Genomic DNA, 22,777 nt, shown 5'->3' on the forward strand with positions numbered 1-22,777 from the left:
CTAAATAATAAAAGTTTGTTTTTCTGTATTTTTGATTACAATCTCTAATTTTTCTACATCAATGATATGCGTCAATTTGCATTTAGGGCAGAAAAGAGGAAAATCTTTTAATACAGTATTATGAAATACTTGAACTCTCGTCTTTCCGTTACAAATCGGACATTTTATCCAATATTTTTTAAGCATTATATTTCACTCGTCCTTTTTACACAAAAAAATGCAGGTCAATCCTCAACATGAGCATTGACCTGCATTTATAATGCACAGAGCAGTACAACAAAACTAAGGCATAGCTTGCACTATGTCTATACTATATCTATACGTCGTTAGTTTTTTGTATAGCATCCGCAAAATAAGCATGACAAAAAAGCCCATGTTGAAAATGGGAAAATCCTTTTTTTCAATGCTTATCTAATACGCATGCTATGCAACATAAACGCCGCCTCCTTTTACATAAATTTTATTTTATCAGAAAATCAGTCTACTGTCAATACACAACAGGAAGTATTTAACCTAATGATATGAATTGTGTGGACATATCCAAAAAGAAAGGTGAACTGTAAAATGTAACAGGGTGAATGAAAATGGCAAAAAGACCCGTACCATTGTACGACTTTAAGGCTTTCGGGGCAGCTATAAAAGCCGCGAGAAATGAATACGGCGAGAGCCGCAAAAAGGTAAGCGACGAGTTATATATTTCCCCGCGCTACCTTGCGAATATCGAGAACAAGGGACAACAGCCGAGTTTACAGGTATTCTATGACCTTGTAACCCGGTATCATATTTCGGTAGATCAATTTTTCTTCCCGAACAGCAATGCGGAGAAATCCACCGGGCGGCGGCAGCTTGACGCGCTGCTGGACGGTATGAGCGATAAAGGCATACGGATTGTAACCGCAACAGCAAGGGAGATAACGGAAGTCGAAAAAGCAGAGGATTAACCTCACAATATGAGAAATCGGGAGATTGCAGCGCATGGCGGCTGCAATCTTTTTTTGCGTCCAAAATCAAAGGAACGCGCAACAAATACCGCCTTTCGGTGGGGGTATGGAGTAGATAGCAAGCACAGCAAACGAGTACCCGTTTGCGGAAAATGCTTGTTGGGATAATCCCAAACCCTTATACCGAAAGGCGGTGCGGAAATGGAAAACCGAAAGAGAAATATACAGATGAAGTTTTACGTTACGGAAGAAGAAAAGCGGCTGATCGACGAGAAGATGAAGCAGCTTCCCATAAAGCAGTATGGGGCATACTTCCGTAAAATGGCGATAGACGGGTATATTCTTGTCGTTGACCGAAGCGACACAAAAGCATATATCCGGGAACTGCAAGCGGTGAGCCGGAACATCAACCAAATTGCAAAACGCGCCAATGCGACGGGGACGGTTTACAGGCAGGATATAGAGGACATTAAAAAGGCGGTGGACGAGATATGGCGGTTACAAAGACGCACCCTATTAAATCAACCTTAAAGGCTGCGATAGACTATATCTTAAATCCCGAAAAGACAGACGGGAAGCTGCTTGCGTCCTCTTTCGGCTGCGGGCTGGAAACCGCCGATATTGAGTTTGCATGGACGCGGGAAGCTGCCGGAGATCGCGGCACACATTTAGGGCGGCACTTGATACAATCCTTTGCGGTGGGAGAAACCACACCGGAAGAAGCGCACAAAATCGGCATGGAACTTGCCGGGGCGGTATTAGGCGGCAAGTATGAGTTTGTTTTGACAACTCACGTCGATAAAGACCATCTGCATAATCACTTGATTTTCAACGCGGTTAGCTTCGTTGACTACAAAAAGTACCATTCCAACAAGCAAAGCTATCACTTTATCCGGCGCACCAGCGACAGGATATGTAAAGAGCATGGGCTATCCGTCGTCGTACCGGGACAGGACAAGGGAAAAAGCTATGCAGAATACACCGCCGAAAAGCAAGGGACAAGCTACAAAGCAAAGCTGAAAACGGCGATAGATACTCTCATTCCCCAAGTGAAAGATTTTGACGAACTGCTGCGCCGCTTGCAGGAAATGGGGTATGAAATCAAACAGGGCAAATACATTTCCTTTCGCGCTGCCGGACAGGAACGGTTTACCCGCACAAAGACGCTCGGCGCGGCCTATACGGAAGAAGCGATAAAGGAGCGTATCAAGGGCGTGTATGTTGCCAAAACAAAAACGCTGCGGGAAGATAAGAAAATCCGGCTTGTCGTCGATCTTGAAAACAGTATCAAAGCCCAACAGTCGGCGGGCTATGAACGGTGGGCAAAAATCCATAATCTGAAACAGGCTGCTAAAAGCATGAACTTCCTAACCGAAAACAAGATTGAGTATTATAGCGAACTTGAAAGCAAGATAGCCGATATTATGACCGCTCATGACGCGGCGGCAAAGGCGGTTAAGGAAGTGGAACAGCGTATGTCTGATTTGTCGCTGCTTATCAAGCACACCACCACATACCGACAGTTAAAACCGATTTACGATGAATACCGAAAATCGCCGGACAAGGAAAAGTATCTGCGGGGGCATGAAAGCGAAATTATCCTGTTTGAAGCTGCGGCAAGGGCATTAAAGGAAATGCAGATAAAGAAGCTGCCCGATCTCGCCGCGCTGCGCAAGGAGTATAGAAGCTTAAACGACAGGAAAACCAAATTGTATGAAGATTATCGGCAAGCCAAGAAGCAAATGCAGGAATACGGCGTTGTCAAAAAGAACGTCGATAGTATTCTTTACCCGTCCCAAAGCAGGGCGCGGGAGCAGGAGCGATAAGGCGCAAAACATGGGGTGGCAAGTGGAATGTTAAGGGCTGAAAACGCCTGTGTTTCTGCGGCTTCCAGCGCATGAAAACGACATAGACGATAAAGTATATTCAAACCCGCAAAAACGGCTTTCTAATTGTCCACGCAAGGACAAAAAAAGAACAGGGGCGCGGTGCCGGAAATCGGCAACCGCGCCCCTGTTCTCTATGGGCTATTCCTCGTCGGTCAAGATAAACTCCCTTTCGGAAAACTCGCTGTCCGTCATGGCTTGCAGCTTGTTCACCGCTGCGGCGGCAAGCTGGCGCATATCCTCGTCCATGTAGGGCATGGCGGCAAGGATATTTTCAAGCGTTGTTTCCCGGCTGTCCTCGGCGTAGATCGCAACAATGTTTTCTTCCTCAATGGTAAAGCGGGTATTCATGCTATCAAACCTCCAAATCCTTTTTATGCTCTTTCTGTTTATCTTTCGGCTGCTGCGCCGCCTGTTTCTTGTATTCGTCCAGCTTCTTCAAAATGGACGGTTTTTTCTGCGGCTGTTCCCGTTTCTCGGCTTTTACCGCTTTTGCAAGGTCGGTAACGGAAATCGCTTCCCCCGCCTTTGCCCGCTGCTCAAAATCTGCAACGGTGGGCGTTTGCGGCGTATTGTTGATAAGCCCGTCAAAATTGTTGTCGTTCTGCTCTATGGTGTCCTCGACGTGCTTTAAGGGATTATCCCGCTGCGGCTGCTCGGCGGCTATGGCATAAGCCTGTGTGCCATTCCCCATAATGAGATACTTCCCGTCCTCCGACGCATGGTGAAAACCAAATCCCGCCGCTTCGATCTGTTCACGGCTCATATCGGTAATATGAAAATTGCCCCTCGGCGTTCTAACGGTTTCACCCGTCAAAAGGCTGTCGGGGGTCGCTTCCGGCTGCTGCTTTTCAAGCTGCCCGTCCTTGTAGGAATATCCTTGCGCCGCGATTGCTTCAAGGGTCTTGCCCGTAACGTCGCCATAAATCCGCTTGTCTGCGTCAACCAGCATTTGCAAAGTGTCTTGTACGGTGTCGGACAAGGCTTGCTGCTGTTCGGGCGGCAGCTTGTCAAATACGGGGGTCTGCTGCTCCTGCAAAAACTCCGGCACTTGCTGAAAACCGATACTGTCTACATAGTGGGCGGTGTCCTCGTCGTTCTGATGAAGCACAACAATGTCGGAAACGGAAAGGCTATGCCCCTTAAAGTCGGCGGGGTGGTCGATATTAAACCTTTCCCAAATGTCGCCCAGCGTCATATCCTTTGTAAGCGGTGCAGTATAGACGAGTTCATAATTTACCCGGTCAATGGTAAGTCCAGCCGCTTGCAGACGGTCATAAGGCTCAAAGCGCAAGTCCCTTGTTTCGTCCCCGCGCTTTAACTGATAAATGGAAAAGGTATCGCCCTGCTCCTGCTCGGCTTGCCGCTGCTGCTGCAACTCGGTAAAATGCCCCTCAATCTCGGTAATGAGTTCCTTTGCGGTGGTCTGTATTGTTTCAAGGGACGCTTTTAACTCGGTCATTTCCTTGCCGCTGCTCCAACCAGCCACATAGCCGAAAGAGTAATCGGAAGTATCAAGGCCGAAATGCTGGCAAACCGTATAAGCGACGCTTTCCGCTTCTACCTCGCAGGTATGGCGGTCAACGCGGTTTTGCTGCTCCGGCGGGGCGTTTAAGTCTACGTCGTGCAGCTTCGCATGGGCGATTTCGTGAATGGCGGTCTTTACCGCCTGTAATTCACTCACGCCCTCTTTGATTGCAATACGCTTGTCGGTCAAACTGAAATACCCATTTGCGCCGTTTGTGATCTGCTCAAATGCAATCGGGACGGGGGACGCTTTTTCAAGGGCGGCGAAAAAATCCTCGTACTGCTCCACATCGGCAAGCAGCGGTTTAACGGAAAGGTCGGGAAACTCCTTGCCCTCGGTCTGCGAAATATCAAAGACGGTTATAACCTTAAAGGCGGGGACGGTGATTTCCTTTTCTTCCTTTACCACTTTTCCCTCGCGGTCAAGCATGGGCTTTCTCGTTTCGGGGTCGATTTTATCAACCAGCTTTTTCACCTTGTAGGGCGCGGGGGCAAAGATTTTAATGCCTTTCTCGCCTTTCTTTACATGGCGGTCAAACTCCTTTTCCCATTGACGGAAGCCCATTACCAAATTGCCGCCCTGCATAGCAATTAGGATAGTGTTATTCAAACTATAATCATGGAACTTTGACATAGCGGTTAGAAACTCTTTGTAGCGGTCGCTGTCAAAAATCGCCTGTACGCCCTGTTCCAAACGCGCGGTGATCTCCTTTACCTTTTCGGCGGGCTTTTCGGAAGTAAGGATAATGGGGACGACGGGGCGGGGCTGCTGCGGCTCTGCGGCCTGTGCGTCTGCTTGCTGCGTTTCGGCTGCGTCCATATAGGCTTTGTCCTGTTCGCCGCGCTCCGGCTGCGGGTAACTCATAATGCGGTATTCTTCCGGCACTTCGCGCCCCTCAAACTGCCGTTCCCACTCGTCGCCGCTTTCCACGATATAGCCGTACTCGGTAAACGCGCCTTTTTCCTGCGCGGCAGCGTTCCTGCCAAAAGTAGAAAGGTCAATGCCGCCTTTCCATTCTTCGGGCATTTGTACCATGCCGGATTGATTTAAGTAATAGTCGCCCAAATCGTGGTAGTTATGTACTTCGGGGATATGGACGTAAAAATCCACGTTGTAGGTGAAGTCAATTACCTGTCCAATATTTGCAAGCCCGTTTTTCTGCTGCAAAGCTGCGTTCAGCTTGCCAACCTCGGCGGGGTCAAGCTGTTCGAGCCGCGCCGCAAGAAAATTGAGTTCGTCCACGTCGGCGGCGCATACCATTTCATAAGGCAAGGCAATATGTTTCTCCGGGTCGTCGGAATAGCCGCGAATGGAAAAATCCTGCGGGTTGTCGGCGGTAATGCCGACGTTCCGCATAGCTTCGTGCAACTGCTCCTTTGTGGCGGGCATATCCAACCAATAGCCGCCGGGGTCGCCCGCGTCAAAGCGGCTGCGGTTGCCTATCATAATAGAAAACTGTTCGCTCATGTGTTCACGCTCCTTTTCCTGCCCGGTATTTTCGGGGATAGCTGCCGCCTGTTGCTGCTGCGGGGGTTCTTCGCCCTCTATGGTGTAGTCCGGCATGAGCATACCGTTTACTTTGAAATAGTCGGCGTACTCCTGCGGGATAGGCGGGGAGATTTCCGTAAACAAGCGGTCATACGCTTTGATACGCCCATTCAGATACTTTTCCATAGCTGCCTTGTCGGTGAAAACCTTTCTATCTTGTCCGGCAATCTTCGCTTGGGTTCTGCTTGGGCTGTTGGTGCGCACGCTCCATGTAAGCGTCCATGAATACGGGATAGATTTCTGCGCTTCTTTGTCGTAGCGGGTATTCTCGTAAATGTAGTAATTCATCTGATATACCCGATTGCTGCGAATATGGCGGTTATGCTCGGTGGTCTGCCACTCGTTAGCGGTGTGCTGGACGTGCGGCGTTCTCACATATTCAAGTGTTTTATCCAGCAAAAGCGTTCTTCCCGCCTGTTCTTCCCATGCGGCGGCGCGTTCTTTAAGGTCGTCAAAAATCGCCTGTTCTGCCGCCGCGCTTTCGCTGCGCATGGAAAGTAGCTGCGCAATCGGCAAGGAAGCATAAGGGGCAATCTCCCTGTCCTTTGCTTCAAAATATATCCGGCGTTCTATCCGCATGGTTTCGGCGGCTTCTAATTTGTCATGGTCGTATGAGGAATACGGCATATTCTTTCATCACGTCCTTTCTCGGTCATATAAGGGTTTGGGACTATCCCAACAAGCAAAATGCCCGCGCTCTCTATGGGAAGCGCGGGCATTTCTCGCAAACGGGTACTCGTTTGCTGTGCTTGCTATGTAGTTGTTTTTATCCGTAAACGCCTGTTTCTCTCGCTTTGGGCTTTCTGTCTGCGGCGTATCTTTGCCGCGCAATCGGGGCAGTATTTCGCCCGGTTGCTGCCCGCCGCAAAGGGCTTCAAAAATGGCGGTCTTGTCGTCCGGCTGCGCAAGCTGATAGTTAATATCTTCAAACTCAATGCACTTGGAATACCGCCCGTTTGCAAGGCGGCAAATCCCGTCCTTATACATTCGTTCAAACGGTATGCTGTCCTGCGCCGTATGGGGCTTCCCGTCGCCCTTTGACTGCCGGATAAGCGCGTCGATCTGTTTCTTTTCCTGCCGCGTAAGTTTACGCTTTTTGTTTTGGGTCTTTCCCTTTTCCTTTGACAATCGCCCGTACCTCCTTATCTAATCGCTCCTGCCGCGCAAGGGCGGTATAAAAATTGTTGGTCTGATAAGGTCGCTCTTTGGGGCGAAGAAACTTCACTTCCACAAATTGCCGTATAATCACTTCCAGCGGTTGCCCGTTCTTCTCGTACATAGCGAGTAGGAACATGGGCAGCATGGCAAGCACCATGCACAAAGCCGCCGTTGTCGTTCCCGCGCTGTCCTTTGTCAAAAAGAATAGCGGTAGCCCGATAGCCACCGCCGCGCCGAAACAGAGTAATTGTCTTTTGGTAAGGTTGAACATTACCTTGCTCTTGATTTTGGTTAAATCCTTTGGGACGGTTACATACGCCATTTCAAACCTCCTTTCCGGCAAACCGTATGTCGCTTTTGATTTCATTTCCCCATACGTCCCAACCAGGGGTATGCTGCCTTGCAAACAGTTCAATACGCGGTAGGTCGCCCATAAGGGCAAGTATCTTTTCCCGCGTTATATCCGGCTTTTTGCTGTGCTGCTCAACAGGGGAAATAATAAATTGATGTACCTTGTTTGATTGTCGCTTCGGGTGTCCTTTGGTAGCAAGCAAGCAGATTTCCGCATTTCCTCGCGTCCAAAAGCCCAAGCCATAAAACCAAGTGGGCGATTTCCGATTTTGCTTTAACCATACAAAGGCAACGGATTTATAGGTAAATCCCCAAGCCTTGATTAACTGCAACGCTTCTTTAAGCTGCGGGAACGTCGCCCATAGGAATAAAATACAGTCCTTATCCGCAATTTCTTTGACGGGTAAAGCGCAAAGTTCCTCAATACTCATAGTGGGATAGTGCTTTTCCGCTGCGCCCTGTACCTTGCTTCTCGCGTATCTCCAAGGGGGATCGGCGTAAATGATTTTGTATTTCTTCATCTGCACCCCCTTAATGCGCGCTGAATACGGATTTTGCAAGGCTTCCCGTTTTGAAAAGCGTAAAACACAAGAGGACGGTATAGCCCATGCAAGACCAGATCGCGCCGGATATGTCATCGGTTGCTGCGATTGTCTGTATCAAAACCGCATAAATACCGACGCACACAAGAATTAGAAAAGCCTGAAAACCGAGGGCAAGCAAGGATTTTAAGTAGTTCTGTCCCATGCCGCCCCATTCACGATTTACCATTGTCGCAACGGGGATAGGGGCGATACTCGTTACAAGGTATATTTCAATCATGCGCCCGTACACCACCAGCATGATACAGATAGACAACGCTTTCATGGTAAGCCCCACAAAGAGTGATTGAAACCATAGCCCCAAAAGCCCGCCGACGCTCATAGCGTCCAGCTTTGCTTCTATATCGGTGATAACGGTTGCAATATCTATGCTTGTGTCGGATATGATAACGCCCGCGCTGTCGTTGACGACGCTCTGTGTAATGTCAAATACGCCCATGACGATGTTCCAAGTATTTGTTACCAGCAGCACCGCAACAAAGGTTTTGAAAATCCACTTGAAGAAAATCCAAGTGTCGAGATCGTGCTGATATTGTCAAGATTAGTTGACACATTTATTTCAAGGATATCACTGACTATGCTACCAGTTCCAAATCCTCATAATACTGTCTGCGTTTTATCATGGGAGGAAGCCCGCCATTGGCAGAGCAGATCCTCCGGTTATTCCAGTAGCTGAGGAAGTATCTCCAAATGAGCGCCTTTAATTCCTCTACCGTCATCTGCCTTGTGTCATAGCGGTCATAAAGGAGCTCTGTCTTCATTCTGGCCCACATACTCTCACAGCGTGCATTATCATGGCAGCGTCCTCCTGCACTGTTCATGCTTTGGTGGATGTGGTGCTCCCGGATGGTCTGGCGGTAAGACTCACTGGTATACTGTGTCCCACGGTCACTGTGGATGATCGCTCCTTCCAATGCGGGATATGCAGTCAGGGCATTTTCCAGTGTTTGGATACACAGATCTGCTTTCATGTTTGTCCCCATTGACAGACCGAGGACGCTAAGATCAAAGCAGTCGAAAATCGCAGATACATACAGTTTCCCATTGCGCGCCGGAATCTCCGTGATATCTGTAATACATTTTTCTAATGGGGCATCTGAATGGAAATCCCGCTTCAACAGATCATCCGATTTCATGGCTTCCCGGTCTGCCTTTGTAAGTCCATTCGGCTTTCTCTTTGGCCGATGGCTCAGGCCGATCTGATCCATAACCCGGTATACGGTCCGTTCACTGGGTATATGTACGCCCTCCGGCTGCTTCAGCAACAGCGCCTGATACATCCGGATCCGTCCATAAGTATCGTTACATTCATCCTCACTGATGATTTCTTTCATGGCATCCGCCAGATCCTGGTACTTCCATGGACGGTCTTTGTTTGCGAGATATTTATAGAAGCCCTGCCGGCTGATACCAAGCATCCGGCAATAAAATGAAATTTTTCCGGTAATCCTGCCGTCCTCTGTTTTCAAAGCGAGAAAGATCATTCTCTGGTTTTTGCTGACTTCCGACGGCTGGCGGCGAAAAAAGCGCTGGCTTCCTCCAGAAATTCATTTTCTTCCTTCAGGCGGCGGATTTCTTTATCCTGCTCCTTCACCCGCTTACGCAGCATGGTAATTTCTTCTGACAGGCTCATTGCACTGGCAGGGGTATGGGAACCTTCCCCAACATCCAGCTTACCAGCTCTTACAGCTTTCAGCCATGTATGGATGGTTCCTTCAGGGATTCCTAATTCTTTAGCAGCCTTAGCGCCGCCGATTTCTTTGGCAAGTTTCACTGCCTGTACTTTGTATTCATGGTCATATTTACGTGCCACTTTGAATACCTCCTTATTCTCTTGGTTTTATTATGAAATCCTTGAGAATAAGCTGTCAACTTTTTTTATACCACACCATGCAGATTGTTTTTCTCAATTACAAGCTGGATTAGTTCGTAGCACATGACAAAGGTAATGATAACGCCCGCAATCGGCACAATGACGTTTTCCGATAGGCTGCGTATCATATTGAATATGCCCGCGTTCCACCCGGCGGGGGTTGTGCCGACTTGCGTTGCGATTTCTCCAACCTCTGTATTTACGCTGTCGAACAGCCCGGAGAGATTAGAGAGTATTCCGTCTGTCAAAATGCCGCGAAACCAATCTTCAATCATCTGCCATATCAAAAGCTAATCCCTCCTTTCCCGCGCCCTCCCGCGTGAAGCGGGAGAGCGCGGCGGGTAGTGTTAGTTTGTGGCATTATCCAAACAGGCCGGAGAGCAGCGGGACAAGGGTAAGGCCGATAAGGGCAACGCCGCCGCCCGCCATCAACTGTTTTATCCCCAAATAGGTGTAGGAAAACGGCTCGATGGCGGGCGGCGGCGTGTCAAGAAATATCTATGGAGTTTTTAAGAACCGCCCCGGCGGGGGCAGGTCAGGCCGTGACCTGCTCCACCTCCGGGATGGGTTTGAGATTGAAATGAATTTCGATAGAAATGTGTCTTGTCTTATCGCTGTCTATGCTCTCATGGACAACGATTTCTTTAATCAGGCGGTTAAGGGTGGCGGCGTCCAGTTCCGTGATGTCGGCGTATTCCTGAATGGCTTCCACCCACTGGCGGGCGTCACACGCAAGCCGGATTTCATCGGCCAGCTTCTTCCGGCCTTCCTCAACCTTTGCCTTCAACTCGGCCTGTTCCGCCTGTGTCTTTTCCATCAGCAGATTGAAGTTCGCTTCGCTGATACGCCCGGCAACCATATCCTCATACAGCCGCAGCACCATCTTTTCCAGAACGTCAATCCGTTCCTCGTCTTTGGTAAGGGAACGCTCCAATGCTTCCCGCTGGCCTTTCTGCTCGGCTTCGCAGGTGTCGGTCAGCTTCCCGGCAACGGCTTCCCCGTCCATCAGGGCGGCTCTGGCGCACTCCCGGATTTTGTTCAGCACAAGGCTGTAAAGGGTGTCGTACTCAACCCGGTGCTGGGTACAGTGCTGCTTGCCGTAGGCATTGTAGGTTTTACAGGAATAAATCTGCTTCGGGTGCTTGTCGTTGGTGTAGCGGATTGTCAGTGACTTTCCACACTCGCCGCACTTGATAAGCCCCGCAAACAGGCTGATTTCCCCGGTCTGGCGGGGGCGCTGCCGGGATTTCAGCTTGCGCTGCACGATGTCAAAGGTCTTGCGGTCAACAAGCGGCTCATGCTGGTTCTCCACTACAATCCAGTCCTCCGGCTTCTTCTCCCCGATGGTGCCGATTTTGAAGCGGTATTCCTTCTTCTGGGAAGCGATAGCGCCGGTGTAGACGGGGTTCATCAGGATGTCCTTAATCACGGAGAAGTCCCACATATACCGCCCGTTGACCGGGTCTTTCTTTTCCCACTTGGTTGACACGTTCCGAAAGCCCCGCACCCGGTTCCAGTAGGTCGGGCATGGGATTTTTTCTTCTTCCAGCCTGCGCCGGATGTAGTTGGGGCCGTGTCCTTCCAGCGCCCACGCAAACAGACGCCGGACAATGGGGGCCGTTTCCTCATCAATCAGCAGATGGTTTTTGTCCTCCGGGTCTTTCCGGTAGCCGAAGGGGGCAAGGCAGCCGGTAAACTGGCCTTTCTGCGCTTTCAGCAGATAAGAGGAATGAACCTTCTTGGAAATGTCCTTGCTGTACATCTCGTTGAGGATGTTCTTGAACGGCGCAATGTCGTTGTTGTCCCGCATGGTGTCGATACCGTCATTCATGGCGATATACCGCACGCCGTTGCGGGGGAAGAAATCTTCAATCAGGAAGCCGGTCTGCAAGTAATTCCTACCCAGTCTGGATAGGTCTTTCGTGACCACAAGGTTTATCTGCCTGCGCTCGATGGCTTTCAACATCCGTTTCAGGTCGGGGCGCTCCATGTTCAGCCCCGTGTAGCCATCGTCCTGATAGACTGCAACAACCTCCCATCCCTGCTTTTCGCAGTAGGTTTCCAGCATAGCCCGCTGGTTTGCGATACTGGCGCTCTCCCCGTCAAGGTCATCGTCCTTGGAAAGCCTGCAATAGATAGCCGCCCGGAAGCTGCTTGCCAGTACCATGTCCATGCCTGCATATTCAAATCCGTTCATCATAACCGTTACCCGCACAATCCAGACGGAACACGGTCACTCTGAACCTTGTCTTTATTATATCCCAAATCTTGCTTTTTCGCAAGATATTCTTTATCATTTCTCTGGCTGTATTTCTGTGCAATCAGGCTCACGAAAACGTCCGTAGCGTCCAGTTCGCCGTCAAATACCGTTGTGACATGGATTTCAGTTTTGTTTTTTGCCATAGGCAGTTACCTCCATAAATGAAATAAGCCAGACAGGAGAGGGTCGGCAACGAAGTCCGGCAACGGGCGCGGGAAAACCTCGAAAACAATCTCTGTCTGGCGGTTGGGTTATTTATTACTTTTTCTTTTATTTTTCTGTTGCTTTGGTTGTCAGAGGGGAGAAAAGCCCGCAGTTACGGGCTTTTTCCCGGCAACCGGCCCAGCAACGGGATAGCAACGGGGTCGGCAACCGGCTGTCATTTCCCCGGATTTTTCAGAAGGGAAGCTCCATCTGCTCCGTGACTTCCACAAATCCGTCCGGCGTTTTTTCACGCCCGTTGTCAGCGCCCGTTGCCGGTGCTTCCCGTTCCCAGCCCTTCTGCCTGCCGTACCCTTCAAATATCCGGGGATTGGAGAAATACTTCCATCCCGTGATACCGTGGTTCATAATGTCGTTGACTTCCCGGATTTCCCATTGTTTCGGCTCGTCAAAGGGATGGTTTAAGGCTTCCTTGAAAAGCTGCTTGGAGCATACGGCGCTGCCGGTGTAGCGGTCAAGGTACGCCTGTATCATCCCGGCCTTGGTGTCCTCCGGCATAAAATCCCGCTGGTGTTCTTTGAGATACTGTATCATTTCGGGGGTAAAAGACAGCTTAAAATCGCCGCTTTTGTAGGTTGTCATGGCTTCCGCCCATACCTGTTCGATATAGGCTCTGGAAGCGGCTTCATCGTCCAAAATGTGTACCTCGGCCCGTTCGGGGTAGACCATGACCGGCAGGAAGCGCCGGTTCCCGGAACGGTCAAGGGGCAGGAAGTCCAGGGCGTTGGAAGTCCCGCCGAACACGCACTGCCGCAGCCTGTCCTCCGGGTGGGTTTCGTAGGGGATTTTATAGACCTCCTTCTGGCGGCTTAAAAATGACTTGATTTCCTCTATGCTCTTGGCGTTGGCGGTGGCAATCATCTCCGACATTTCAATTATCCAGTGGCCTTGCAGCTTGCGGTACACGTTATCATCGTCCAGCTTCCGCAAATCATCGGAAAACCATTCGTCTTTCACGGCCAGCAGCCGGAAGAAGGTGGATTTCCCGGCTCCCTGACCGCCTACCAGACAGAGCATGACCTCAAACTTACAGCCGGGGCAGAACGCCCGGTGGATGGCTCCCAGCAGGAACAGCCGCAGCGATTGGAAGGTGTAGTTGTCTGTATCGGCTCCCAGAAAGTGCCGCAGGCAGTAGCGGATACGCTCTTTCCCGTCCCAGACAAGGCCACTTAGGTAGTCCCGGATGGGATGGTAGCTGTTGGCGTCTGCGGCCAGATCGGCGGCGTCTGCTATCTTTTTCTCACTTGTCAGGCCGTAGGTCTTTTCCAGATACAGGCGGATATATTTCATATCCGTGTCGGTCATGGCCTTGCTGCCGGTTCTGCGTTTCCTGCCGATGGGCTTTAGAAGGTCAATGCGCTCGGTCAGGAGATTTTTCGCCACCGCCCCGGAAAGTTCGGGGTCGTGCTGGAACACGGTCAGGCAGTTTTGAATACTATTCCGCACGCCGCCTTTCTCGGTGCTTTCCAGCATGGCCTTTACTTCCTCAACACTCCGGGGCGGCGGGGCTTCTTGTATGGTCTGTTCTACGGCCTGCCGCAGTTCGGGCGGCAAAGTCTGCCATTCTCCGCTCAAGGTTCCTCACTTCCTTTCCGTAGCTGGCAATCAGGGCAGCCCGTTCCTCCATATCGGAGAACAGCAGCACATCCAGCAGATATTCCACATGGGATTGTTTCTGCAAGGCTTCCACGAAAAGCGGGTGCCATGCTTCCTCCGGCGTCTTGGGGGCATAGTCCCGCTTCCAGCGGCGCAGCAGATTGTGATAGTCGGACAGTACCCGGAAGCAGTAGCGCTCCATGCGCTTGAATTGCTGTTCCGGGCTTTCCTGCCTTTGTCTTGGCTTCGGGCGGTGGCTCCTGCTTGGCGGCTCCCTGTCCTCATAAGGGATGGAGAAGTCCTGCGCCAGCATGAGGGCGGCTTCTTTGGGGCTGACATTTTCCAGACGGGAAACAAAGTCAATCACATCCCCGTCTGCCTGACAGCCGAAACAGTGGAAGCGCCGGTCAACCTTCATGCTGGGGTTTTTATCGTCATGGAAAGGGCAGACGCACATCCCGTTTCTTCCCACCCGGACGCCGTAATGCTCGGCGGCCTGCCGGGTGGTAACAGACTGCTTCACGGCTTCAAATACGTTCAATAGGCAAATCCTCCTGATACAAGAAAAGCGCCTGTCATTCTCACGGGGAAAATGGCAAGCGCCTGATGGGTTAAAGTTCCATATCCTGTTTTTGCTGGCGGTGGGGCTGCTGGCGTTTCTGTTCTTCCCGCTGTTTTACGCCCTCAATCTTCCAGCTTAATTGTTCGTTGATGGACGGCTTCTTTCCCGGCTCCGGCACAACCCGGCGCTGGTCGGGCGGCAGCACATGGTTTATCCAGTAGCGCACATCCCGCAGCAGCTTCATGTCCTCCTGAACCGCCTGCAATCCCTCATTCTTTTCCGATAATTCCCCGGAAAGCTGCGCCCGTTCCTTATTCAGTTCTTTCGTATCAAAGGGCAGTTCCTCCTGATGGGCTTTGAAGAAACGCTTTGCGGCAAGGTAGGCGTCCAGTTCCTCCCGGTGTTCGGCGGCAAACTTCTCCTTCCGTGTTTTCCAGCCGATGGAAGCGTATTTCTTGTAAACCTCCTTGTAGGCTCCGTGGTTGGCGATATGGGAAAGGGTGGTGTCGATGGCCTTTATCCGGCGTTCTGATTTTCGGATGTCGGTCTTGGCGGAAAGTATCTCCCCGCTGACCTTATCCAGATAGGCGTCAAGGCTCTCCACGGTGGAGATCTCTTTCTGCCGCAGGAAGTCAAGGGCTTCCATGACCTTGTTGAAATCGCCAACAGTGCCTTTTAGCTTCCCCTTGGAAGTCCAGCCGGTGCGTTCCTCGCTCCGCATATCCAGATACCGGGAAAGCAGTTCGGGGATGGTCGGCTCCTTTGCCTGTTCCAGTGCTTCCAGCAGCGCCGCCTTTTTCTCTTTCAGGCCGGACAGCCAGCCCTTTAAGCTGCGTACCATCTGCCGGATAGACTGCATGAGGGAATTGGCGGCTTTGATGTCCCGGTTCAGGTTGCCGATGTTGGTCTGTATGCCTTTACGTTCCAGATAACTGACCGCTGGCCCCATGTGGACGGTGGGGATTTTGTCTATCCCCTGACGCTCATAGGAGCGAAGGTCAAGGCGTTCCGGGCTGCCGATGGCTTCCAGATAGCGGTTCGCCGTGTCCTGCCACGCCTGCCGCCATATCTCCCCGTACTTCTGGTCGTTCCAGTCCACGGTGTCCTCCTTGTGGCTTTTCCAGTTCCCGGACGGAAGCCGGATACGCTCGCCGTTCTCGTCAAGGTCGTAGACCTTCCGGCTCTTGGGGAGCCACCTGCCCTGTTCGTCCATCCCCCGCATGGTAAAGAGGATATGGGCGTGGGGGTTGCCGTCCCCCTTGTCATGGATGGCAAAGTCGGCAATCATGCCCTTGGAAACAAAAAACTCCCGGCAGTAGTCCCGGATAAGGTCGGCTTGCTGCTCTGGGGGAATATCCCTCGGTATGGCAAGCACCAGTCTCCGGGCAAGCTGGGAGTTCCATTGTTTTTCTATGGCTTCGGCGTCGTTCCACAAGGTATTGCGGTCTGCGTACTCCGGCGGGGCGTGGGGCGGCAGCATGATTTCGGTGTGGACGATTTCGCTTTTATGGGAATAGTATTTCTGTTTCTGGTCGTATTCGGAAAACAGCCGTTCCCCGCTTTGGTAGGCGGCGGCAGCGACGGCAGACTGGCGTTTGCTGCGCTGGACGATTTTCAGGTCAAAGTGCGGGCATGGTGGCATGACGGATTGTGGCCTCCTTTCTCCCGGCGTCCGGGCAAAGAAAAAGCAGGAAACCGTTCATGATTTCCTGCTTGGTGGTGCCGCCGGTGGGCGGCTGGTATTCAGTTATCAAAATAGACCATGATTATATTTTACTTGTGCATAAACTATAATAATCAATCCTATACAAAAAGCAATTCCAAAAATCCACCAACCATATAAGGTATGTGTTATAAAATCAATGACACCTGTCAGTATAATTCCAACGCCAATAATCAATAGGGATTTCCCCATTATTGTTGTATATGCTTTTTTATCTGAGTCTTTTACCTTTTTATGGTGGTAATCGTGTATTAACGAGATTTTTTCTTTTTTCCATATTTCCCAGCCTAAGCAGAAAAACAAAATGCCTACAATGAGTAAAAAAAACAATTCAAACCATCGCATAAAATCACCTCCGCAAAAAGAAATTTCCCATTAGTTTTATCTAAAATAAAAAGAAACGGCGGCTTTGATTTTTCAAAGCTGCTGCGGAAATCAAAGAACGACAAGCAACAGTTCTGATTTTGCTCCAATATGGTTATTGGGGGCACAAATTAAAATCAAAAAAGAGCCGATAACAGCAGTATTTCAAACTGCATATTATCGGCTCTGCGTCTGTGCGTCTGGCTCTTTTAATTAAATTATTTTTGTTGTTTTTTGGCTTTATTATATGTATTAGCTAATTGTCCACAAGCTGCTTTAATCTCTCTACCATGAGAAACTCTCATGGTAACTTCAAGTCCTGTTTGCTCTAATTGATGTTTGAACGCAACCATTTCTTGTTTTTGTGGTGCTCTAATTTTTGAATTACTCGTCGGGTTGTATTGCAGCACGTTAATCATAACATTTTTGCCCTTAAACCATTTTGCAAGTTGCCTTATATCTGAGGAACGGTCATTTATACCTGGTAAAAGTAAATACGCAAATACCACTTTTCGATTATGCCTTTGTGAATAGGACAATGCTTGCTTAACAACATCTTCAATAGCGTACATGTGCATATGAGGAATGATACAGTTTCTCGCAGCCTGTGTTGCTGCATGTAAAGATATTGTCAACTGAATTTTTAGATGTTCTTCGCGCAATTTTTTTAATTGATTAACTGGACCAACTGTTGATACGGTAATGCCGTCGGTTGGAAAGTTAAGTCCATTTCTATCTCGAAGAATATGGATTGCTGCAATCAAGTTGTCGTAATTGAATAAAGGTTCTCCCATTCCCATAAAAACGATACGATTTACTTTTTGACGTATCAATATGACCTGCTGCACAATTTCAGACGGTGTTAGATTACGAACAAAACCATTGCGTCCGGACTCACAAAAAATACAGCCAACAGAACAACCAACTTGCGTACTTACGCAAACAGTCCCACCATCTCGCCGTTTAATAAAAACCGTTTCGATATACCTGTTGTCTTTCAATTCATAAACATACTTTTCAGTATCGCTACTTTTATAGACTTTTTTTGTTGATATTGATAGATTTTTTTTGTGAAATGGCTGTTTATATAATTCCGTATATAAGGCTCTTGCTTTATCCTCTCCAATTACTTCCGACATTTCTTTGTAAGTAAATCCGTATGGGTCATTCAATATTTCCGTAGGTGTACTTTTAGGTAAGTGTTTCATTTAATATCCTTCCTTTTCAAAATTAAAAAGTTTGTTTTTCAGAGTTTTTGATTATGATTTCTAATTTTTCAACATCAACGATATGTGTTAATTTACAACATCTGTTTTCCGTTGAAATCAGAATTAAAGCAGGCTACCTTTTAATCCTTTCTTGAAAACTAACACGGCTTTCTCCGTTCCTAAAAACGACATGGTTTTAATATGATAGCTTTCCTTTTCCATTTCTGTTACTTTTTCGTTGATTTTTTGCTCCACATTTTCAGTTGTAATTCCTTCAATCAATATAGTTCTATACATTACGCATACCTCCGTAAAACTCGTTTTTGTCAGTCTCATTATACTACGGTAGTTTTCTCTTGAAAATAGATGAATTGTAAAACTTGCTGGACGGGAACAGCTTGCAGCGCAAGGTGTTTCCGGGCGGCAAGTCCACAAAGGGGTAGCTGGCGGCAGCCAGCGCAGGGGAAGTGTAGCTTCCCCTGTGATGATTGGCAGGAGCCGGAACGCTGCGGGCAATCATCCGCTTTCCGCAGGAAGCCCCCGGCAGGGCGCAACACACTACCTTCAGGTGGTGTATAGTTGCGCCCTCTTTCAGAGGGGCAGTCCACGGGTTGCGGCTCTGAAAGCGATTATGACCGTTCCCGGTCTGGCTCTTTTCTCTTGGGATGTGGCTTTTTCGTCCTCGCCTGTGCCTTGGCTTCGGCAAGCCTGCGCCGGATGGAATTGTCCCGATTCTGGATAAACCGCTGCTTCGTATCAGCGATAAAGCGGCGGCACTCCGGCTCCGGGATGGCGTCCAGCTTTCGGATGGTATTCTCCACAATATCCCTTGTCTGCCGGTCACGGATAACCGGCACGATTTCTTTCAGCCCCGCAAGGGTGTCCTCTTTTGTACCGGCGGCGTACTGATAGACCATAGCCAACTCGTCTTTAGAAAAATTCATCTTCATTCTGCGCCCTCCTTCTCTGTGCCGTTTCCGGCAAACACTTTTTCCATAAGCTGACGGGTGCTGTCTTTGTGGAACAGCAGCTTCAAGAATAGACTGACCTGTTCATCCGTGATGGCTTCTGGGTGGGGAAGGTAGCTTTCCAGCATGGCGGCTCTGGTGCAAAGCCGATGCGTCCGTTCCTTCCGGGTCAGCGCCTTGGCCTGATGGGTCAGACGCTTTTCCTCCTGTTGCGCCCAGCGCAGCTTCTTTTCCGTTTTCTCTATCTCCTGATTGAGTGCTTCCAGCTTTTCATTCATAAGCGGCTGTCCTCCTTCTTGGGAATGAGTACATATATCTTGTTGGGTTCCCCGAAGCCCTGACGCACCCGCAGTATCAGTCCGGCGTCCTCCAATTCATTCAGGGAACGCTTCACGGTCATGGTGCTGCGGGCAAGTGCCGCCGCCAGTTCCACGATGGGGAAATGGATAAATAAAATCCCGTTGGTGTCCTCTATGCCGGACAGGAAAACAATATCCAACATCCGGGCGTACATGACCTTGGCGGTGCTGCTGATCGGGAGCCGCAGCATGGCTCTCGGCAGCGGCATACAGGGCGGCAGGGTGGTGTCTGCGGTCATAAATTCAACTTCCATTCAATCGGTGTCCTCCTTTACTTTTCGTTTTGAGCGTTTGGAAAGATAATGGGGGCAGTCCACAATGACCGCCCGGAAACTCTGCTTGCAAGTACGCTGACATTTCCGGCAAAGGTCGTTGTACGTTACCCGCCCCCGTTCATTGAGGAAGAAGGACAGTTCCAGCTTCCTCTTTTTCGGCATTCTCGGCATGGTGCCTCCTTAAACAAAAATCCGCCCATTTCAGCCGTAACAGCCGCAATAGACGGATAGCAGATTTTAGTGTCGTGTTTCGGGGCGATTTTCAGGGAAAAAGCGGCCATAGAACCGCCCGGAAATCCCCCGTAGTATTACGGATAGGGTAGACTACGCCCTATCGGATGGTAGTGTTTCGGTATCAATTCGGTGTTCATTTTCGCCGGTTCTCCCTGATGTCGTTCCTGCCCCTGGCTCTCACAACGGCGTTTCGCTCCCTTTGGTACGCTCGTTGCGGTCAGGGTTCCTCCATTTCCCTGCCGCAAGTCGTTGCGCTACATCGCCGGGGAGCATATCCCATACAGGCCGGTCATTCGATTGGAATAATCCATCGATGAACTACCTGTATCATAGAACATTTTTGTTCCCTGTGCCGTATATCCACAAAGTAGGATTTCGGGGCGAAAAACGGAAATTTCCACGATTATGGAAAGTATGGTATAATCCAGTTAGCGGCAGGAAAACAGCCGCCGGAAAGGAGTGAGCGCCCTATGCTGAAAGCGACTACCATACAGGAACGCCTTTGGGAGTTACGCAAGGATAAAGGCTTAAATCTGGAAGAACTGGCGCAGCAAACCGGCATTTCAAAGTCAGCCCTCGCCAGTTATGAAGCCAACGACAATAAGGAAATCAACCACGGCAACCTTGTCACGCTGGCGGATTTTTATGAGGTATCTCTTGATTATCTGTTCTGCCGGACAGAAAACCGGGAGCAGATAAACACGCCCCTGATGGAACTGCACCTGAATGATGAAATGGTGGCGCTGCTAAAGAGTGGCCGTATCAACAACCGGCTCCTGTGTGAGATTGCTACCAACGATAAATTTGAGCAGCTTATGACCGACACGGAGATATACATAGACGGTCATGCAACCTCCACCTTTCGCACCCTGTATGAGACTTTGGAAGAACAGCGGCAGACCATCATCCAGAAATACAAGCAGGCGGAAAATGATTTCTATTCAAAGACCATCCTTGCCGCAGAGGTAAAGGAAGAAGATTTCTTCTGCCATGTGACGCACAAAACATGGGACGCCATTCTCCATGACATACGAAAAGCCCATGAACATGACATTGACAGCACGCCGGATTACTCTGCCGCAAAGAAAGTGGCGATGGATATTCGGAAAGCCATTCAATCCTCCGGGGATTATCTGGGAAAGGTGTGGGCGGTCATTTTCAATACGCTCGGCCTTGACTTTTACAAGCTGCCGCCGGATGAACAGAAGATATTAAAAAAGATATTGTCAAAAGCGCCGAACATCAAAAACAGCCCCTTCAACTTCCGGCGCAAGAGAAAATGAAAACTGCCGTTGTGGGAAGGAGTGTTCCTGCAACGGCAATTAGTTTAGGGGATGATATTCACTTTTTTATTCTTTGTCCGGATATTCTTTATCTTTCCAATACCACCATTTTAATTTTTCTGCTTCATGGGTTTCATGTTCGGCAAAATACACGGCAAGGCGGAAAACATAAAGCTGGCACTTATCTTCCTGAAATCCTTTGTATAGACAATCCTGCAAATACAATTCTTCTGGTTTCTTTCCTTTTAAATCAGAAATCTCTCGTATGCCAATGTTTATTAAATCTTGTTCAATATTTTTTCCAACTCCGGGAATTTCCTGCAATTTACCCATTTTCTAATCTAACCTTTCTATCTTTACCGTAGCAATCGCAGATTGGTTTGGTTCCCCGGTGACAAGGTTTTGCGGTGCCGGTATTAACATCATAAAACCATCTTTTCCATATCTCTGCTCATAGCCTTGTGCATATTCTTTCTCAACAGAAATGTGCTGCACTTGGCCGATAACCATAGCTGCTATTCCTGCGCCGCTTAAATCCTGTGTTTCCTTCAAGGTACATTCCATATTGATAAATGCTTCTTGGATGATTGGCGCATGAATGGTTTTTGCATTGGAAAGCGTAAAATGACCTACTGCAAATTCGTCTGTTTCCATATCGTTGTGTTTAATTGTGTCTACCAACTTATCATAATAGCTTATCGGGAGAAAGTTGATACAAAAGCATTTTTCCCTTTTGATATTGGCATAGGTGTGGGTATGCTGATATAGATTTCCCATTACTGCGAAGAAAGCAGTTTTATCCCCATGAAAGCAACTCCATGAATGGAAGCAGACATTTGGTTTCCCATTTTCTTTCCATGTAGTAATTGCAAACAAAACGGTTGGTATTCCTGCGGTCACTTCAAAATGTGAAAACAACTCAAATTCTTCTGGATATGAAGGTTTGAAATACTGTGGGAAATCTTTTTCAATTTCTATCTTCATTACGTCACCTCCATAAGTTAAAGCATGACTGTATTAAAACCACTTTGCATTTTCATCTCTGAAACGTGGGATATCGCCATCTTTATAAGGGTCGTACCGATTTTCGTTACAACCAAATTCTTTTAAGAGGGCAATTTTATCATCTGATGTCCACTTAATCAGCGACATTCCTTCAAATGCTTCTACGTTACCGGCGTTCATCTTATTTTTGAAATACCATTCAACAATGGTCTGGTTGCCTTTATGGAAAAATTGCTTGATGTCCCATTGCAAGACAGTTCCACGGGTATTCCATTCCTCAAACCAAAGTTTTATTTTCTTGGAGCCGTGGTACTCTGGCCCCCAACTTTCAATATATACGGCATTATCAGAAAATACATCAAATATACCTAAATCTTTTTTTGCAAGCCACATATCAAACCAAAGTCTGATAATTCGTTCTCTATTGTCCATTTCGCAATACCTACTCCGTCAATTTAATATTTCCGCTTCTTCGTCCTGCTCCAACTCAATCACATCCAAAATTCCACAATTCAGGGCTTCGCAGATACGAACCAGCGTCTCCATGCTGATATTTTTTCCCTTACCCATGTTGGCAATCATATTTGTGGTAAGACCGGCGGCAAGCCGCAAGTCCTCTTTCCTCATGTTGCGCTCAACCAGCGTGTGCCAGAGGGGTTTATAGCTTATGTGCATTTATCCTCCTGCCTTTCTCCCGGTTCCGGGGTTCCTGTTCCCATTATATCAAAGTTCTTGCCATTCCACAAACATTTCTTGACACAACCGCCGGTTCCGTCTGGATTGTGCTTTTCCTTTCTTTTCTTGATTACATCTACTTAGCCATAAGCTGTTT

At 48.9% G+C, this 22,777-nt stretch carries 26 protein-coding genes and 5 pseudogenes; 4 read left to right on the forward strand and 27 right to left on the reverse strand.

Going from position 1 to position 22,777, the window contains the following annotated elements; translation table 11 throughout:
- Nucleotides 1-186 (reverse strand): cysteine-rich KTR domain-containing protein, encoded by a 186-nt coding sequence (locus EFA47_RS17725; protein WP_003431289.1) that lies wholly within the window; start codon nucleotides 184-186, stop codon nucleotides 1-3.
- Between the two features lie 398 nt (nucleotides 187-584).
- On the opposite strand from EFA47_RS17725, the gene EFA47_RS17730 reads away from it, so the two are divergent.
- The 3 genes from EFA47_RS17730 to EFA47_RS17740 all read left to right on the forward strand — a co-directional run bounded on the left by EFA47_RS17730 (nucleotide 585) and on the right by EFA47_RS17740 (nucleotide 2,767).
- The gene (locus EFA47_RS17730) at nucleotides 585-941 is read left to right on the forward strand and encodes a helix-turn-helix transcriptional regulator (protein WP_002584957.1); all 357 of its coding nucleotides are present in this window, start codon (nucleotides 585-587) and stop codon (nucleotides 939-941) included.
- 201 nt (nucleotides 942-1,142) lie between these two features.
- Nucleotides 1,143-1,472 carry a plasmid mobilization protein gene (locus EFA47_RS17735; RefSeq protein ID WP_002584958.1) on the forward strand — a complete coding sequence of 110 codons (330 nt, stop codon included), beginning with the start codon at nucleotides 1,143-1,145 and terminating at the stop codon, nucleotides 1,470-1,472.
- On the forward strand, nucleotides 1,433-2,767 hold the full coding sequence (locus EFA47_RS17740; protein ID WP_002584959.1) for a relaxase/mobilization nuclease domain-containing protein: 1,335 nt from the start codon (nucleotides 1,433-1,435) through the stop codon (nucleotides 2,765-2,767). The genes EFA47_RS17735 and EFA47_RS17740 overlap by 40 nt, the downstream gene beginning before the upstream one ends.
- Nucleotides 2,768-2,968: 201 nt before the next feature.
- On the opposite strand, the gene EFA47_RS17745 is transcribed toward EFA47_RS17740, so the two are convergent.
- From EFA47_RS17745 to EFA47_RS20100, 22 genes and pseudogenes are all read right to left on the reverse strand, one after another.
- Nucleotides 2,969-3,178, reverse strand: a complete 210-nt coding sequence (locus tag EFA47_RS17745; protein ID WP_002584960.1) for a transposon-transfer assisting family protein — start codon at nucleotides 3,176-3,178, stop codon at nucleotides 2,969-2,971.
- 4 nt (nucleotides 3,179-3,182) lie between these two features.
- The gene (locus tag EFA47_RS17750) at nucleotides 3,183-6,530 is read right to left on the reverse strand and encodes a YodL domain-containing protein (protein WP_002584961.1); all 3,348 of its coding nucleotides are present in this window, start codon (nucleotides 6,528-6,530) and stop codon (nucleotides 3,183-3,185) included.
- Between the two features lie 237 nt (nucleotides 6,531-6,767).
- Nucleotides 6,768-7,031: pseudogene (locus EFA47_RS17760) on the reverse strand (VirB4-like conjugal transfer ATPase, CD1110 family); the annotation flags it as partial.
- Nucleotides 6,991-7,383, reverse strand: a complete 393-nt coding sequence (locus EFA47_RS17765; protein ID WP_002604479.1) for a PrgI family protein — start codon at nucleotides 7,381-7,383, stop codon at nucleotides 6,991-6,993. The pseudogene EFA47_RS17760 and the gene EFA47_RS17765, both read right to left, overlap by 41 nt.
- Before the next feature lies 1 nt (nucleotide 7,384).
- Nucleotides 7,385-7,933: an MT-A70 family methyltransferase gene (locus EFA47_RS17770; protein ID WP_002604480.1), complete on the reverse strand. Its 549-nt coding sequence runs from the start codon at nucleotides 7,931-7,933 to the stop codon at nucleotides 7,385-7,387.
- A 10-nt stretch (nucleotides 7,934-7,943) separates the two neighbouring features.
- A pseudogene (locus EFA47_RS17775) lies at nucleotides 7,944-8,540 on the reverse strand (VirB6/TrbL-like conjugal transfer protein, CD1112 family); the annotation flags it as partial.
- Nucleotides 8,541-8,589: 49 nt separating this feature from the next.
- Nucleotides 8,590-9,498 (reverse strand): IS3 family transposase, encoded by a 909-nt coding sequence (locus tag EFA47_RS17780; protein ID WP_072524276.1) that lies wholly within the window; start codon nucleotides 9,496-9,498, stop codon nucleotides 8,590-8,592.
- Nucleotides 9,495-9,827: a transposase gene (locus tag EFA47_RS17785; RefSeq protein WP_072524275.1), complete on the reverse strand. Its 333-nt coding sequence runs from the start codon at nucleotides 9,825-9,827 to the stop codon at nucleotides 9,495-9,497. Before EFA47_RS17785 ends, EFA47_RS17780 begins: the two co-directional genes overlap by 4 nt.
- Nucleotides 9,828-9,898: 71 nt before the next feature.
- A pseudogene (locus EFA47_RS17790) lies at nucleotides 9,899-10,162 on the reverse strand (VirB6/TrbL-like conjugal transfer protein, CD1112 family); the annotation flags it as partial.
- A gap of 85 nt (nucleotides 10,163-10,247) precedes the next feature.
- Nucleotides 10,248-10,331, reverse strand: a pseudogene (locus tag EFA47_RS17795) (Maff2 family mobile element protein); the annotation flags it as partial.
- 91 nt (nucleotides 10,332-10,422) lie between these two features.
- Entirely contained in the window at nucleotides 10,423-12,087 is a 1,665-nt protein-coding gene (locus EFA47_RS17800; protein ID WP_122644337.1) for a recombinase family protein, read from the reverse strand.
- A 5-nt stretch (nucleotides 12,088-12,092) separates the two neighbouring features.
- Nucleotides 12,093-12,290 (reverse strand): hypothetical protein, encoded by a 198-nt coding sequence (locus EFA47_RS17805; protein ID WP_009249963.1) that lies wholly within the window; start codon nucleotides 12,288-12,290, stop codon nucleotides 12,093-12,095.
- A 253-nt stretch (nucleotides 12,291-12,543) separates the two neighbouring features.
- Nucleotides 12,544-13,842, reverse strand: coding sequence for a virulence-associated E family protein (locus EFA47_RS17810; RefSeq protein WP_122644338.1), 1,299 nt, complete (start codon nucleotides 13,840-13,842; stop codon nucleotides 12,544-12,546).
- A gap of 13 nt (nucleotides 13,843-13,855) precedes the next feature.
- On the reverse strand, nucleotides 13,856-14,506 hold the full coding sequence (locus EFA47_RS17815) for a CHC2 zinc finger domain-containing protein (protein ID WP_101692543.1): 651 nt from the start codon (nucleotides 14,504-14,506) through the stop codon (nucleotides 13,856-13,858).
- Nucleotides 14,507-14,576: 70 nt separating this feature from the next.
- The gene (gene mobQ / locus EFA47_RS17820; RefSeq protein ID WP_101692542.1) at nucleotides 14,577-16,169 is read right to left on the reverse strand and encodes a MobQ family relaxase; all 1,593 of its coding nucleotides are present in this window, start codon (nucleotides 16,167-16,169) and stop codon (nucleotides 14,577-14,579) included.
- A 108-nt stretch (nucleotides 16,170-16,277) separates the two neighbouring features.
- Nucleotides 16,278-16,595, reverse strand: coding sequence for a DUF3784 domain-containing protein (locus tag EFA47_RS17825; protein WP_101692541.1), 318 nt, complete (start codon nucleotides 16,593-16,595; stop codon nucleotides 16,278-16,280).
- Nucleotides 16,596-16,831: 236 nt separating this feature from the next.
- Entirely contained in the window at nucleotides 16,832-17,821 is a 990-nt protein-coding gene (gene rlmN, locus EFA47_RS17830) for a 23S rRNA (adenine(2503)-C(2))-methyltransferase RlmN (RefSeq protein ID WP_002590581.1), read from the reverse strand.
- A gap of 123 nt (nucleotides 17,822-17,944) precedes the next feature.
- On the reverse strand, nucleotides 17,945-18,118 hold the full coding sequence (locus EFA47_RS19985) for a hypothetical protein (RefSeq protein ID WP_164690050.1): 174 nt from the start codon (nucleotides 18,116-18,118) through the stop codon (nucleotides 17,945-17,947).
- Between the two features lie 383 nt (nucleotides 18,119-18,501).
- A pseudogene (locus tag EFA47_RS17845) lies at nucleotides 18,502-18,765 on the reverse strand (transposon-transfer assisting family protein); the annotation flags it as partial.
- Between the two features lie 2 nt (nucleotides 18,766-18,767).
- On the reverse strand, nucleotides 18,768-19,067 hold the full coding sequence (locus EFA47_RS17850) for a DUF3847 domain-containing protein (RefSeq protein WP_087418070.1): 300 nt from the start codon (nucleotides 19,065-19,067) through the stop codon (nucleotides 18,768-18,770).
- Nucleotides 19,064-19,402, reverse strand: coding sequence for a DeoR family transcriptional regulator (locus EFA47_RS17855; RefSeq protein ID WP_101692539.1), 339 nt, complete (start codon nucleotides 19,400-19,402; stop codon nucleotides 19,064-19,066). Before EFA47_RS17855 ends, EFA47_RS17850 begins: the two co-directional genes overlap by 4 nt.
- Nucleotides 19,403-19,594: a hypothetical protein gene (locus tag EFA47_RS20100; RefSeq protein WP_172455309.1), complete on the reverse strand. Its 192-nt coding sequence runs from the start codon at nucleotides 19,592-19,594 to the stop codon at nucleotides 19,403-19,405.
- 533 nt (nucleotides 19,595-20,127) lie between these two features.
- Here EFA47_RS20100 and EFA47_RS17865 point away from each other — a divergent pair.
- Nucleotides 20,128-20,940, forward strand: coding sequence for a helix-turn-helix domain-containing protein (locus EFA47_RS17865; protein ID WP_101692538.1), 813 nt, complete (start codon nucleotides 20,128-20,130; stop codon nucleotides 20,938-20,940).
- Between the two features lie 66 nt (nucleotides 20,941-21,006).
- Here EFA47_RS17865 and EFA47_RS17870 read toward each other — a convergent pair whose 3' ends face one another.
- The 4 genes from EFA47_RS17870 to EFA47_RS17885 are packed head-to-tail and all read right to left on the reverse strand — an operon-like array spanning nucleotide 21,007 to nucleotide 22,620.
- Entirely contained in the window at nucleotides 21,007-21,273 is a 267-nt protein-coding gene (locus EFA47_RS17870) for a helix-hairpin-helix domain-containing protein (RefSeq protein WP_097786544.1), read from the reverse strand.
- Between the two features lie 3 nt (nucleotides 21,274-21,276).
- The gene (locus EFA47_RS17875) at nucleotides 21,277-21,924 is read right to left on the reverse strand and encodes a flavin reductase family protein (RefSeq protein WP_101692537.1); all 648 of its coding nucleotides are present in this window, start codon (nucleotides 21,922-21,924) and stop codon (nucleotides 21,277-21,279) included.
- A gap of 33 nt (nucleotides 21,925-21,957) precedes the next feature.
- The gene (locus tag EFA47_RS17880) at nucleotides 21,958-22,377 is read right to left on the reverse strand and encodes a nuclear transport factor 2 family protein (RefSeq protein WP_015527898.1); all 420 of its coding nucleotides are present in this window, start codon (nucleotides 22,375-22,377) and stop codon (nucleotides 21,958-21,960) included.
- An 18-nt stretch (nucleotides 22,378-22,395) separates the two neighbouring features.
- The gene (locus EFA47_RS17885) at nucleotides 22,396-22,620 is read right to left on the reverse strand and encodes a helix-turn-helix domain-containing protein (protein WP_015527899.1); all 225 of its coding nucleotides are present in this window, start codon (nucleotides 22,618-22,620) and stop codon (nucleotides 22,396-22,398) included.
- Between the last annotated feature and the right edge of the window lie 157 nt (nucleotides 22,621-22,777).

The sequence above is a fragment of the Luxibacter massiliensis genome, from assembly GCF_900604355.1.
In the GTDB taxonomy this organism is placed as follows: Bacteria; Bacillota; Clostridia; order Lachnospirales; family Lachnospiraceae; genus Luxibacter; species Luxibacter massiliensis.